Origin of the sequence: Reinekea forsetii, from assembly GCF_002795845.1 — a bacterium.
Taxonomy (GTDB): Bacteria; Pseudomonadota; Gammaproteobacteria; order Pseudomonadales; family Natronospirillaceae; genus Reinekea; species Reinekea forsetii.
The window spans coordinates 1,940,070-1,954,248 of the sequence record NZ_CP011797.1 but is presented as its reverse complement, the minus strand read 5'-3'; the positions used below and the strand labels follow the sequence as shown (position 1 = coordinate 1,954,248).

The following is a 14,179-nucleotide window of genomic DNA, read 5'->3' as shown; positions in this document are numbered from 1 at the left end:
TCGTCTCGATGATAAATATTCAATTGGATGACAGCCGACGACTGACCGGCAAAAGCCTGCTCTGGGATCACCCGGGCGCCATTATCGACGGTTTTGTGCAGGGCATCGACAAGGCCACCGTGGTCGCCCGCTGGCAGGATTTTGCCCACCAACTGCTGCGGGCTGTGGCATGGCCCGATGAACAGACCTGCGCGCGTATTTTTGAAAATGGCATTAGCGTGGCCATCAGTGCACCCGTGGATGCCCTCTACAGCGCCTGCGAACTCAATGAGGCGGCCTGGGAGTTTGCCCGGGCCGACCTCACCAGCCAAACGGCTGAGGAGACCTGGCCCGGTTGCATCGAGCGACTGCGTAGCGCGATTGCCGCCGAGGCGCATCCAGAGCTGCTCGATTTATTGGCCCTGGCTAAGCAGCAGGGCGTGGTCGGCCTAGCCGATGACGATGCGTTCTCGCTCGGTGCCGGACCGAGCGCTCAAGTGTGGCCGATCGCCGCCTTACCCGCCCCGGCGGACATCCACTGGGCCGATTACCAGAACATACCGGTCGCGATGGTCACCGGTACCAATGGTAAATCGACCAGTGTGCGCATCTTATCGGCCATGGTCGAAGCCTCAGGGCGTCGTTGTGGCGTGACCTCAACCGATTTTATTCGCATTGGCAGCGACATTATCGATCGCGGCGATTTCTCCGGTCCCGGGGGGGCGCGCATCGTCTTGCGTCACCCCAAGACCGAGGTCGCAATATTAGAGGTCGCCCGCGGCGGCATCTTACGTCGTGGTCTGCCGATCGATCCAGTCGATGTATGCCTGGTGACCAACGTCGCAGAAGACCATCTGGGCCAATACGGCATTAACACTGTGGAGGCCCTGGCGCAGACCAAGCTGGTGGTCAGCAAGGCCCTGTCGGGCGGTACGCTGGTGCTGAATGCCGACGACCCGCTCTTGGTGACTTACGCCGAACCGCTCAGCGTGCGCCAATGCTGGTTTGCATTGTCCGAACACAACGAGGTGATTGCGCGTCATCGGGCCGCGAACGGCCCGGTCTGCTTTATGCGCGCCGGCATGCTGGTCTACTTCGACGGCCAAGCCGAGCACGATATGGTAGCCGTCGACGCCATACCGATGACCTTGCAGGGCGCTGCGGTGCACAATATCAGCAATGCCTTAGGAGCCATCGGCGTGGCCCAGTGCCTCGGGCTGGATAGAGCCGACATTGCCAGCGCCCTGGAGCAGTTTGCCAGTAACGTGAACGATAACCCGGGCCGAGGCAATCAGTTTGAAGTCAAGGGCGCCCGGGTCATCCTCGATTTTGCCCACAATCTGCACGGCATTGAGGCCATGGCCAATACCCTGGCCAAGCTGCCGGCACAGCGTAAATACCTGATGCTGAGCATGGCCGGGGACCGATCGGATCGAGAAATATTGGCCGCCACCAGCGCCGCAATGGTCATGCAGCCCGATCTGCTGATCGCCGCCGACTTGCCGGTCTATTATCGCGGCCGCAAGCCGGGTGAAGTCACCGACCTGATTGCCCAGGCCGCCCGGGCCAGCGGCATGGCCGACAGCGCGATCGAATACGCCGCCGATCCGGTGGCCGGCACCAAACGCATTGTCAGCCAGCTGCAAGCGTCTGAATTGGCGCTGTTGTTTGCCTTGTCGGATCGCGATGACATTGTTGAGTTGCTTAATCTGGGCTAGCCCGACAGCCAGCGCTTTATGCTCCATAAAGCGCTGCGTCAACCGCCGCACATACCCAATCGACTGCAATTCCCCTAGGCCATTCTGGCCACATCACCTACTGACCCCGAAGCGATCAAAATAATCGCCTCGACCCGCCTTAATCGTTGCGATCCCCATCACGCAAAATCGTCGAACTCTGTGATAGAACTGAGCCGTTAGCTATGTCACTAACGCGCAATCCACATGTGAAGTCGAATGCCAAATAACGATAAGGAGCTCCACAATGGCCAAGATCTGTCGCAACTATAAAAAGTGGGTGGAAGAGAAAATTGAACAACCGATTGATGAGTGGGTCGAAAAAACCGAAAAACGCTGCAAGAAACGCAAATGGTATGATCCGCGTCGATGGTTCTGCTGGCTGGTCACAACGCTGGTCAAGGTGGTTCGCTGGGTGGTGGTGTGGGTGGGTAAATGGCTTACCTATGTGGTCTGTCAGATCGTGACCTCGGTACTCAACTTTCTCGCCGTGGTCGTGGGGTTGATTTTGTCTATCCCCATTATTGGCCGTTTAATTGGCCTGATCTGGCACGGCTTGATCGATCTGTTCTGGCGTATTATCAGCCTGCTCGACGTGCTGGCCGGCATCTTCGGGCTGCACCTGCCCAAAAAGCTTAGAGTCTGCATCATTATTTTGATCGATGAGAAACGCAATCCGATGGCCACCGCCGCCAGCTTGCAGCCGGATATCGATAAGGCCAAGCAGATATATAAGGATACCTGCAACGTAAAATTCATCGTCAGCGCGATCCACACCCTGGCCTCTCCGGCACCCAAAGCCAACCTGGACCCTAACTGTGGTGCCGGCGCGCTCGGCGACGACCTGTGGCTTGCCGGCACCTATTACGAGAACAACGCCAATGTGCAGTGCTTTGACAGCGCCTTTTTGCGCCTTATTGGCTATGCCGCCCCGGTTGTGGTCTTTGCGGTGCGCGCTGTGGCCAACAACAAGGGCTGCTCACTCGGGCCCTTCACCGACTATGTCACCATTGAGGGTAAGGACCCGATCTGCCTGGCGCATGAAGTCGCTCATGCCTGTGGTCTGTGGCACAACGGGGGACGCGCCAATCTGGCCAATCATATTTGTGGCGGTACCGAACTGAAAGGTTGGCAGATTGAGATCGTGCGCAGTTCTCGGCATGTGACCTTTTTGTAGGGCACGGAAGGGCTATCCGGTTATAACTGTGCCTTGGAGCGGTAGATGTGAGAAAAAGCAACCAATATGTTGCTAGTTATTTAATAAGAAGCTAATATGTTTCTAATTTATAATTAGCAACATATAAGGTGCTTTATGGGGTCCTTGCTCGAGCAGATTAAAACACGTCGCATTGCACAGGCACTCAAACAGCACGATATGCTGCTGCGCGTCGGCATGTCACGGCAGCAGTATCAGCGGCTGGAATCCAAAGGCAATCCTCGGCTCGATACCCTTGAACTCATTGCCAAGGGGCTGCAGAGCGAATTATTGCTGATTCCACAGGAAAAGCTAACCCCTGTGTTGGCTATACTGGCAGATGATGCCAGCAAATCTATTCAGCCAAGCCAATCATCCCAAGAAAACCCGAGGTCATTAAACGATGATCCCTGGCAGGGACTGCTGGGAGAAACGGAATGACAACAGACATCCGCGATGAAGTGACTGTATTGCAGCTCATCCTCCATGGAACACTCGTCGGCTACCTATCGGGCTTCAAGAATGGCCGCAATGTTTTGAGCATCGCGGATGCGTTTAAAAATAGTCCTAACCGACCGACCTTTAGCTTGATTACCCACCCCAACTTCCCCAACGCAGCCAAGTTAATGGCAGAGCCGTGGGCGCGGAATCAAAGGCTGCACCCTATACTGTCAAACCTACTGCCAGAAGGCTCTTTACGTGAGCTGATAGCACAAGGTCTGAAGGTGCACGTTGATAATGAGTTTCACCTTCTCTCGTATCTCGGTGAAGATTTACCTGGGGCTATCAAAGCAATACCCATGGAGCCTGAAGATGTTCCTGACTATTTGCTCGACTCCGTATTAAGCGCGCATGGTAAGGCCAAGGCGATTAAATTCGTTAAAATCAGCCAAGACAACAAGTTTTCCTTGGCTGGCGTGCAGATGAAATTTTCCATGAAGGAAAAGGATGGGCGCTATAATCTATCAAAGGGGGATGTACTAGGTGACTGGATCATTAAAACCGCATCAACAAAACACAAATATGTACCGCTGAACGAATATACTTCAATGTCTCTTGCTGGGCTAGTAGGTGTTGATATACCTGAGATCAAACTCGTTGATCTGGACAAACTTGATAATCTGCCACAAATTAACTTACCCGACGAGAAGCAGGCCTTTGCCATCAAACGTTTTGATCGTGAGGATGACCAGCGTATCCACATGGAAGACTTCGCACAGATTTTGGTGAAGTACCCACACGAAAAATACACCTCGGCAAAACGAAGGAATTTTATGGTGCCTCAATGGCGCATTTCCAATTGTGGGCAGAAAAATCAGGTATCCCATGGCGGGCCATAAAACCACATCTAGTTGACACGCTAAGCAAGGCACGCGAGCTATGGCCTGACGCGCTAGAGGCACTGCCGATGCATGATGGACACAAAGAAGGATTGAAAGACCATTGGGGCAGGCTACACAAAGACTTTAAAATTAACACCACAAAGACAACTAACTCGCGGTTAAGGAATAGTTAGCGTTCGCATGTCGTATTTTTTTACGAAAATTCATAGGCAATCCACCCCCGCCCCCATATTAAATTTTTTTAGATTTTCGTCACAAAAAATCAAACACACTATTGCCTTACATTTTTCTGACAGACAAAATCCTTTTTTTTGATCATCACTAACAAAAAGGATAAACCAGATGCCCAACATCCTACCTCGGGTAGGGCTAATTGCAGTTTTTATTACCCTGAGTTCGTTAACCCATGCCAATTGGACAGACACCGAACCCGCCGGCCGACCGCTCAGTCAAAGTTACGGTCTGGACATTATCGATCACTACACTGGCACCTCTGCCGTACTGCAAAATGACTACAATATTCAGCTCGGCAGCCACAGTCAGTTTCCCTTAGTCCGATCCTTTGCCTTAGGCAGCGGCGCCTTACCGGGCGGTTACGCGGCACTCTATGATCTCTATAGTTTGGGCCAGACCCGGGCTGTTTCCAGTGCCTATTGTAGCTCCATTAGCCTAGCCAACCCCGCCGCCTTTAGAGTGCATTCGGGCAGCACGGTGACCTTCTTACCAGACCATTTCGATGCCGGGCAGGGCGTGTATCTGTCTAATTCAAATTGGCAACTCGATTGCACGCCCGACGACGCCTCTTACCGGCTTCAGCTAACGTCCCCAGAGGGCCTGCGATATTACTATCGCGACAGTGCGGCCAATGCCTACTTGGCGCAACGCCAATTGGGGCTGCCCAGCACCTTGATGGATAGCGCAGGCAACTATTTGAGGTTAAATCTATTAAGTGTGCAGACACTGGAACTGACCTCACGGTTCAATCAATTTGTGATCGATACCGACAAGGTGACGATCAATACCCGGACCGAACCCATCGCCCGGTTTGCCATCACGAATCGGTCAAAACAACTGACCGTCACCTATCAGGGCGGTGGCACCTGGCAATACCACTACGATTCGGCAACCCAGCAGCGCGTATGCAATCCATTAGGCGCTTGCGTCACGGTGGTCTACGCCGCCAGTCGCTTGGACGCGCCCCACAACACACCCAGAGTCGCCTCGCGCCAGTTCAGTATTCCGGCCCACGGCAGCTACAGCATTGGCTACCTCTATAGGCGTGACAGCGACGGCGCCTTGGTGACCACCGCCAACCACGGGGTTTACCAAATGGCCTACCGCTTTTATGAAAAGTGGTCCCCCAACAGTACCGTCTACAACTGGCAAAACGGCGCCCTGTTACAGCAAACCCAGTTCGACAACGCTGGCACCTACACTGACAAGCGCATGCAGTATCTGCAGGCCTATGCCCCGCCAGCAGGGACTGCCAATGCGAGCAGGCGTTCTCACGCCGTGCTTAAGGAGAGCGTTGAGAAGCGTTGGGTACCCAACGCCGGCGGTCAGTTTGTTTGGATCGGCAGCGTTAAAAAAACCCTCAGCGATTTTGACCGCTATTACCGCCCTCAGCTCACCCGTTACAGCTACCCCAGCACGGCATCGAGCGAGGGGCAGTCACCTGGCGCATCGGATCTGTTTCCCAGCATCGAAACCTACACCCGCTACGCCCAATTGCCCGGCATTCATCATCTGGGCCTAGTGGCAGAGAGCGGCATTAGCGGGTTGCCCTATAAAACCATTAACCGCTACCACGCCAATGGGTTGGTGCAGAGTCGATCGGAAAACGGGCGCATCACCCGATACGACTATGGCGCCTACGATGAATTGAGCCGCGTGACCGACCCCCTGTTAAACGTCACCACCTACCACGACTACCACCAGGGTGTGGCCCGCAAAGTGGCCGGACCGGAAGGCTACCGTGCTTCCCGAACGGTGAGCGAGGGCCAGATTACTGCGCAGACCCGATGGGGGAATCGCACCACCCGTTATGGCTTTGATGTGTTTGGCAAGCTGGAATGGGAACAGCCAGCCGAGGCCAGCCGAGCGACCATTCTGTACTCCTACGATTACCCGGCCAGCGGTGGCTTTTCGACCAGCCGGATCAATGGCACTCAATCCGAGACAACTCACTTTAATGGCTTGGGCATGGCCTACCGAGTAGAGGTGAATGGCACTGGGGTTGGCACCGGTTCGGCCTACCATTATAAGGTGGACTATCAGCACAATGATGATGGCAGCGTGAAATCCCAATCGGTGCCGATGCCCTATAGCCAAAATGTGACCGATGCCAATCGAACTCTTTTCAAACAACACCCTAACGGCCTGCGCTATGAAATTCGCGGCGCCGACGGCAGCCTAACCCAGCTCGATTATATCGGTCCGTTTGAGATAAAAGTAACCGATAAAGAAGGGGTGGTGAAATATGAGAAAAGCCGCCTGTTCGGTGACTTCGGTTCCGAAGCGGTGGTCGAGGTGCGTCATCCCGCCGGCGGCGATCACCCCAGCGCTGCCACACAGGTCAATATGAGCTATCTAGACAATGGTTTGCTCGACAAGGTTGTGGCGGTCGGTAAAACCCAATACTTCAATTACAACGCGGAAGGCCTATTGGCTTCCTATTCCACGCCCGAAACCGGCCTGGTGCAGTATCAATACGATGCCAACGGCCAGCTCGTCTACCGAAAGATTAATGAAGACAGCCCGGTGCGCTACCAATACGACGGCCTCGGCCGCCTAACCGCGGAAATATTTACCACCCCAAGCCTCAATGTCACGCACACCTACGACGACCTGAATCGTCGCCAAACCCTGCGCAAGAATGGTTTGAACTGGGCCTACACCACCGATAAGGACGATCAAATTCTAACCGCCCAGCTTACTCATATCACCTCCCAAGCCGTACCAGCCGTGATCAATACCTATCCGATCTATTCCAACTATTCCGGTCGATCGCTGCCGCCGCGCGGGCCCACTGGTCCGCAAACGGTTAGCCATGGCAAGAACATCGATGATGTCGGTGAGCTGGTGTGGGACTTTGCCTACAGTTACAGCCCAGAAGGCGTGCTCAATACGGTGCAATACCCAGATCGCGAGGTGGTGGGTTACCAACCCAATCGGATCGGCCAAAGCACCCAAGTGGGCGACTACATCAGTCAAATCCAATACTGGCCTAACGGCGCTTTGAAATCGCTGCGCTATGGCAATGGCCTGGTATCGAACTATCAACAGTCAGCCGACAGCGGCCAGATCAGTGGCATTCAACACGCCAACCTGTGGAGTAAGGCCTACCAATTTAGCAATGGCACCTATGTGTCGGGCATTACCGATCGACTCAATCCGGCTAAGAGTCTCAACTTCAGCTTCGACCAACTTTATCAATTAAAGCAGGTGAAAAATGCCCAGGGCGGAGTGATTGAGTCCTTTAGCTATTCGCCGATAGGGGATTTGGTGCGCAAGCAAACCGGCAATCAGGTGATCGATTACCTCTACAGCCCTGTGTCCAATCGGCTCAGCTCGGTCAAGAAAAATGGCTTAAACCAACTGCTCGGCTATTCACCCGACGGCCGAGTGATGACCTATGGCGGCGACAGCTATGGTTATTCGGATGACAAGCTATTGGTTGAATACGATAACAACAACGGCATCACCTGGAACTATCTATACGATGGCAATCACAACAAACTGCTCACTCTAAAAAATGGCCAGCCATACCATTACACCCTCTACGATCCCAGCGGCCGTCTGATGTTTGAGGAGCGGCCCGCCAGCGACGTGACCTCGAACCTGATCTATCTCGATAACCGCCTTATGGCGAAGCGCGATGGCCAATACGTACTCGACTATGTGGAATGCGATTACCAAGAAGACATAGCGCGCAAAAAAACCTACCTATATCACCGCCCAGTCTATCTGCAGAAGGGTACCGTTACCCAAGCCTATCTAGATAGCGGCGGACTAACCCACGGCGGTACCGCAGCGGTCGCCTTTGTCGGCGACTGCGGCACGAATGCCTACGACAGTTGGAATCACCAAATATTTCCCAATGAAGGGGCCCTGGCCGAGGTCAGCCCAGTGCGCCGGGAAAAGTGGTTATTTATCCAACAACGGGATTCTGCGGGCGTTCCTCACGGCAGTACTGGCGATCAATGGCTGTATGAATACCAAACCAAAACCGCCAACGGGGGCGTGCGCCGTGAATACGTATCCAGTGGTACCTGGCGGCACTATTACTGTTACCAACATTACCAGGTGTCGCTCTACCGCCGGCCCGAACTGATGAACACCGGCCGGACGGACCTTCTCGGCCGCTCCAGCGGCAAGTACCGCACCCAATCCAAATCGTGGCGCGCCTGGCAACGTAAGCCGAACTTCAACTGCCAAAATCCACCGTTAGATCCAAACCAAATCCCCTGGGGCTAAGGAGACACATATGAAATTGATCAACCGATGTTCAATGCTCCTCCTAGCGGCCCTGTTGCTCGGTACCGGGCTGCTATCCACCCTGGTGAGTGCCAACGCGGCTGGGGAAACCATTACCTTTTACCACCACGACCACCTCGGCAGCCCGATTATGGCCACCAACGAAACCGGCGCGGTCTTATGGATACGGGAATACAGCGCCTACGGTGACCCCAAAACCCAAGGCGCCGCCGAGACAGTGAGCTACGCCGGCCACGAGTATTACCCCGAGTCCAACCTGACCAATATGGGTGCCCGCTGGTACAACAGCGAATTGGGCCGCTTTATGTCGCCCGACCCGGTCGGGTTTAACGCAGGCAATACCTTATCGTTTAATCGGTATTTGTATGGGAATAATAATCCCTATACTTTTTATGATCCGGATGGGGAGTATTTTGACCTAGCCATTGAATTTGTTAGCATTGGCTTTGGTATATCCAGTGCAATTAATAATATTAAGGAAGGCAACTACGGGTCGGCCGCCTTAGATGTAGTAGGCGTCGCATTCGATGCCGGCATGGCACTGATACCGGGTGTTCCGGGTGGTGTGGGGATATTACGGCAGGGAGCGAAGCATGCTGATGATGTGGTTGCGGTTGTTAAGAAGGCAAAAAAGGCAAAACGGAATAAGGTAGAGCCTCATCCTGATGCTGAAGGTGCCCATACAACTTGGAAAACAGACCCGCAGACGGGGAAAATAACTCGTCATGAAACATACACGCCAAACGTTAAGAACCCAAGCGGATTTGACAAGGTACAAAGTACCGATTTGACTGGGGCGCCCCATATCAATAAAAACACTGGTGACGCCATACCCACACCTCATACCCAAGGAAAGGGTATTCCAGGTGGTGTACGCCCTGCTACCGCTGATGAAATACCGAGATGAATGGGAAATACATATGACTACGATGGAAAACAGTACCGATGTACTTGCTAAAATTCAAAGCTGGTACAAGAGGATGTGTAACGATGACTGGGAGCACACCTACGGGATATTCATTAGTAATATTGACAATCCTGGTTGGTCGTTAAAAATCGAAATTAAAGACACATACCTCTATGATATTGGTTTTAAAAAAATAGTTTTACAAAGAGAAGACGAGCATGACTGGATTACGTGTAATGTAAAAGATGGTGAGTTTCAGGGGTATGGAGGTCCAGGAAATTTAGCAGAATTACTTAACGTATTTCTTGTTTGGGCGGAGAGTATCGAGGCGTAAATATTGATAAACCCTGATGCAGTAATTTTTATTAGAAAGGGTGGGTTGAATGGGTATTTCTTCTTTGGGGTGAGGATTATACCAAAAAAATTGCATCAATTTAAAAACGCAAGGTTATCTATCACTTGCTCTTAAAGATTGTCCATATTGGTTTTTTGACAGTTGTACATGATCCAAAAATGGGGTTTAACTAGGAAGTACCTCGCGTTTTTCCACTTTAAATTTAAGGAGTACTCATGAAAAAAGGCAAGATCATTTGGGTTTTGATTATTTGGTTTCTGTGGGCTGTTGGAATGGATATCGAGTTGCTGTACCGCCACCAGAGCACCAATGACTATTTTGCGTATAGTAGTGCCGGATTAACCCCTCTATTTTTTATCTTAGCTGTCTCAGTTCTTATGCTTAATTTAAGCTCGTTGTTTTTTCTAATCAAACCCAAATTGATCGGTATTAAGGTTGCATATTCGGCATTAATCGCCGCAGCTATCTACAATTTACTGGCATGCGGTCTTGGGCTATTAAATATCGAAGGCATGAAGCAGGCATATAGAATGAGCAAAGAAAGCATGGGGTTGCCGATTCAGGAGGAGGCGTTACCAATGCTATTTTCTCCCACCGCTTTCGCCGGCATGCTGGGTGCATCACTGTTAGTCTATATCCTGATTGCGTTTCTAATTAGTAAGAGAAAGGCGTATTTTCGTGGGCAATAATAGGTCACAGTAAAGCTGTGGGTATAATAAAAAGGATCAGCTATTAGGAAGCTGAAAAGTTCGAACCTAATGAGCCCGTTAGTAATTATAATTAGACAAGATTCAGAAGCGAAAATTGAAGGTGGAATGTTGAAAGTAATGAGAAAATAATAACATACTTGATACCTGCCGGAATTGGTGTTTGCTATCTGAATTGGCTGTGCAGAACGCGTATAGTAAAACAATTAACATTAATTTATAAATAGGACTAAATAACATGGACTCATATCAACTGTCCGTATTTTACACAATAGTAATCTTGATTTTGGCAATATATGTCACCACGATAAGCGTTAAGTCTTTAGTTAATCCCGAGGATCTTGACTACTACTTGAGGACGTCACATAAGGCTAAATACATAGTAGAAAAATACGGAATTGAGAAATCTAAAGAACTGAGTAAAAAATATTTTATACCTTTAAGCCTTGTTATATGTGTGATTATGTTTGGGGTGGTCGTTAGGAATTTGTTTGTTCTTGTTCCGGTTCTTTTTAGAGGGTAGTCGAATCTCTGGAAACCTGGTCTTGTAATCCCCCCTTTTATAACCGATGTTAAAAGTAGGGTCCTAGGCGGCTATTGCGCTCAGCCCAGTAAGCCCACCAGTTGACCGTATCAAATACAACAGCAGCTAAAGCACCACCATTCACACCACGGTGTAACCGAGTTTTTGCCCGGTTTTATAAACCACCGTGGTCATGGCGGTGTCCGACAGATTGCGATGAAAAACCGTCTGGCTGGGTAGGGCGGACTTGGCGCGTTCAAACAGCGCGATGGCCGGTTCAGGGCCAAACATTGAGGAACGGTATGCAATACCGTCCAGTGCTGGCCACGCCTCATAAATTGCTTTCGCCCAACGCTGCGCCCGGATTCGGCTGCCTGAGTTGATCGCTGTTGATGCGCCGATTCGGGTGCAGAACGGGCCTTGCAGATCCAGCAGTTGGATGTCGCGTCGCAAAGCGAAACCGGCCAAAACAGGGCTGTTGGCCCGACGGTCAATAAGGCGGGTACTCTGGAAGTATTCAGCGAGGGCGGTGGGGATATGATTTGCGCCATGGGCGCCGTAGAGAATGCCTCGCTCTTGCGCGGCCGCGTTGGTGGACCTTGAATTGCTAATTAGATGATGGTCAAATCGACTGGCTAAGGGGCCAACGTGTCGGAATTCGTTCCAGTTCGATGGGTAGCGGCCCGATGTAGGGAAGAGCCGGCTGATGACGGTTGCCGCAGGTAGTACTAACACCACCGGTTTGATCAGGGCTAAGGCCTCTGCCGTGGGTGGGTTGGGGAACTTGGCGGTCACAATTGCGCCACCAATTGCGTTAAAATATCGGTATTGCCACCATTTTTTAGCCATTGGATCGGTGTAACGGGCACGTCTTCGAGTGACAGTTCCGCAAGCTCGGTATTAAAAAAACGATGTATCGACAGCGGATGCACATCTCCGCCCGTTCCAAGCAATACCGCTTTCATGCCGGGCAGTATTTTTCCGTCGATAAATTGCCATAACGGGTAGTAGGCCAGATCATCCAACCGAAAACAGTACAAAGCCTGCTGGGCGGTCATTTGGGAGATACGAGGCTTTGATACCTGGAGCAGTTTAGCGGCATCGGCGAAGAGGACTGAGCGCCGCCGCAGAGCTTCCATTTCAATGGCCACATCGGCCAGATGGTTGAGCATAAGTTCTGAGTCAACGGAGCTATTGACGCCGACTGCGCCGCCGGCCAGCAGAAAATCGCGTTCATCGTTAGAGAGCACGGCAACGGCTCGATCGGGCGCGTTAAAGGGGCGATTGACTAGGGAACGCGCTATCCCGATCAATACCGACTCTGGGCTACCCAAACCCGATTCTTCAATGATGCGTTGCGCGCTGGCAATATCAATCAGACTTAACAACCCTTAACGTTTCGTGTTGTTAATTATAACCCTAGGGCCGAATTAAGCACATTGTCAGCTGTATCGCAGTTCAGAGCTCACCACCTGGTATGTGTACCGAACTATTCAAAGCGGCCTGAGCCGCCAACTGCTTGTCGGTCCACAGCGTCTTCAAATGGTCGAGAATCCCTACTACCTGGGCTTCCGTTAAGATCCCCTTAAAAGCCGGCATAGTCAAAAACTCGCTACCGTTGTAGGGGTCGCGATGGCCATTCAGAGTCATCATCACTAGGTCGTCATCGGAATGGCGCCAGGTGTGGCCCTTGGCATTGTGGGGTGGGGGCGGTATATCGCCGAGGGCATTGGGTTTGGGCCAGGTGGGGTCGCCTTCGCCGCCGACACCATGGCAGGCTGCGCAGAAGGTTTGATACAGGGCTGGCCCAGATGGCTCGTCCGCCCTAATCGCAGTAGTGGACAGCCCCAGTAGCAACGTCACGGCCAATAGAGCCGGGCGTAACCGGCAGTCGGCCAGGCGTGTTACAAAGTTCACTATCAAGCGCTTGATCAGGTTATTGGCCAGGCTATTGATCAGGCTATTCATATACCTTTACCCAGTCGTTGTTGGCGCTGTTGAAAGACCACAGCTGGCCACTGGCGGTGCCCAGATACAGGGTGCCCATTGGACCCGACACTAGAGCCGTGGTCGCGTTATCGGGCACCGTCGTAATCGGCTGCCAGGTGCGCGCGCCGTCCTGGGTTTGGAATAGGGTTGTTGCGGTCGCCGCATAATACCAAGAGGGTTCTTCTGGCTGATAGGCCAAGGCTAAAAAGCCGTCGGACATGTCTTTCACATCGCGCCAAAAGCAGAAGCAGTCGGCGGTAAAGGCGATACCGGTCTGGCCGGTGGCAAAGATCCAACCGGTGTCCATGCTGTCGGGCATGTCACTGTGCAAATAGTCTGTGACTACGCCGCCCGGGCCGCCGTCCATATTGAGCCATTGGTCTTCGGGGGTGTATTTGTAAACGCTGGTCTGGTTGGCCGCATAGAGGATGTCGGTCACCGCAACGTTGGTGAATACAAAGTCCAGATTTTGGGTATCCAGACCCTGATTCAAAGGCTGCCAGTTCGGCGCGGCCAATGCCGTGCTGAAGAGTCCATCGGCACGAGTTGAGATCAACAAGTGTTTTTGCGCCCCCCATAGGGTCGCATCGCTTAACGCACTGTCGACATCGGGCGAGACAAAGGCTTTTGCTGTGCCGGTACTGGGTTCAAACAGTGTGATGTGGTGGGTCTGGGTAATTACCAGTTGGGCGGAATCGCTGATCCAATCGAGCGACTGAATCGGTTCCGCGGCGCTGGCAACTCCCACTAATGGACCGCTTAGGGCTGCGAGGAGGCAAAGGAGGGATCTGGTAGGGGCCATTCGGGGTGCCATAGGGTTAGGATTTCGGCCGTTAGTATCGCATTAAATCCGCTTGGGAAATTGACCGGGCCGAGCGGTATTGGGTAAATTATTTGTCGGTGAGGTGACAGGCATTGCGGCCGCCACGGACAAACAATGCTGCCTTT

The 14,179-nt window shown here is 52.3% G+C and carries 12 protein-coding genes; 8 read left to right on the top strand and 4 right to left on the bottom strand.

The window, feature by feature from the left end; genetic code table 11:
- Positions 1-8: 8 nt before the first annotated feature.
- The 8 genes from REIFOR_RS09135 (at position 9) to REIFOR_RS09100 (ending at position 10,701) form a co-directional block, all read left to right on the top strand.
- Positions 9-1,697, top strand: a complete 1,689-nt coding sequence (locus REIFOR_RS09135; RefSeq protein ID WP_100257258.1) for a Mur ligase family protein — start codon at positions 9-11, stop codon at positions 1,695-1,697.
- Positions 1,698-1,962: 265 nt separating this feature from the next.
- Positions 1,963-2,892, top strand: a complete 930-nt coding sequence (locus REIFOR_RS09130) for a hypothetical protein (RefSeq protein ID WP_100257257.1) — start codon at positions 1,963-1,965, stop codon at positions 2,890-2,892.
- Between the two features lie 135 nt (positions 2,893-3,027).
- Entirely contained in the window at positions 3,028-3,351 is a 324-nt protein-coding gene (locus tag REIFOR_RS09125) for a helix-turn-helix domain-containing protein (protein WP_100257256.1), read from the top strand.
- Positions 3,348-4,250: a type II toxin-antitoxin system HipA family toxin gene (locus REIFOR_RS09120; protein WP_227003651.1), complete on the top strand. Its 903-nt coding sequence runs from the start codon at positions 3,348-3,350 to the stop codon at positions 4,248-4,250. The genes REIFOR_RS09125 and REIFOR_RS09120 overlap by 4 nt, the downstream gene beginning before the upstream one ends.
- A 345-nt stretch (positions 4,251-4,595) precedes the next feature.
- A complete protein-coding gene (locus REIFOR_RS09115) occupies positions 4,596-8,729 on the top strand; it encodes a hypothetical protein (protein WP_100257255.1) in 4,134 nt (1,377 codons plus the stop codon).
- 10 nt (positions 8,730-8,739) lie between these two features.
- Positions 8,740-9,657 carry an RHS repeat-associated core domain-containing protein gene (locus tag REIFOR_RS09110; RefSeq protein WP_100257254.1) on the top strand — a complete coding sequence of 306 codons (918 nt, stop codon included), beginning with the start codon at positions 8,740-8,742 and terminating at the stop codon, positions 9,655-9,657.
- 13 nt (positions 9,658-9,670) lie between these two features.
- Positions 9,671-9,991, top strand: a complete 321-nt coding sequence (locus tag REIFOR_RS09105) for an immunity 53 family protein (RefSeq protein WP_227003650.1) — start codon at positions 9,671-9,673, stop codon at positions 9,989-9,991.
- Between the two features lie 236 nt (positions 9,992-10,227).
- Entirely contained in the window at positions 10,228-10,701 is a 474-nt protein-coding gene (locus REIFOR_RS09100; protein WP_100257253.1) for a hypothetical protein, read from the top strand.
- Positions 10,702-11,383: 682 nt separating this feature from the next.
- On the opposite strand, the gene REIFOR_RS09090 is transcribed toward REIFOR_RS09100, so the two are convergent.
- The 4 genes from REIFOR_RS09090 to REIFOR_RS09080 all read right to left on the bottom strand — a co-directional run bounded on the left by REIFOR_RS09090 (position 11,384) and on the right by REIFOR_RS09080 (position 13,979).
- Positions 11,384-12,037, bottom strand: coding sequence for an RES family NAD+ phosphorylase (locus tag REIFOR_RS09090; RefSeq protein ID WP_158524341.1), 654 nt, complete (start codon positions 12,035-12,037; stop codon positions 11,384-11,386).
- Positions 12,034-12,630, bottom strand: coding sequence for a hypothetical protein (locus tag REIFOR_RS16780; protein WP_145980271.1), 597 nt, complete (start codon positions 12,628-12,630; stop codon positions 12,034-12,036). Before REIFOR_RS16780 ends, REIFOR_RS09090 begins: the two co-directional genes overlap by 4 nt.
- Positions 12,631-12,700: 70 nt before the next feature.
- Positions 12,701-13,210 carry a c-type cytochrome gene (locus tag REIFOR_RS09085; RefSeq protein WP_100257250.1) on the bottom strand — a complete coding sequence of 170 codons (510 nt, stop codon included), beginning with the start codon at positions 13,208-13,210 and terminating at the stop codon, positions 12,701-12,703.
- Positions 13,203-13,979, bottom strand: coding sequence for a beta propeller repeat protein (locus REIFOR_RS09080; protein ID WP_100257249.1), 777 nt, complete (start codon positions 13,977-13,979; stop codon positions 13,203-13,205). The genes REIFOR_RS09085 and REIFOR_RS09080 overlap by 8 nt, the downstream gene beginning before the upstream one ends.
- Positions 13,980-14,179 lie beyond the last annotated feature (200 nt).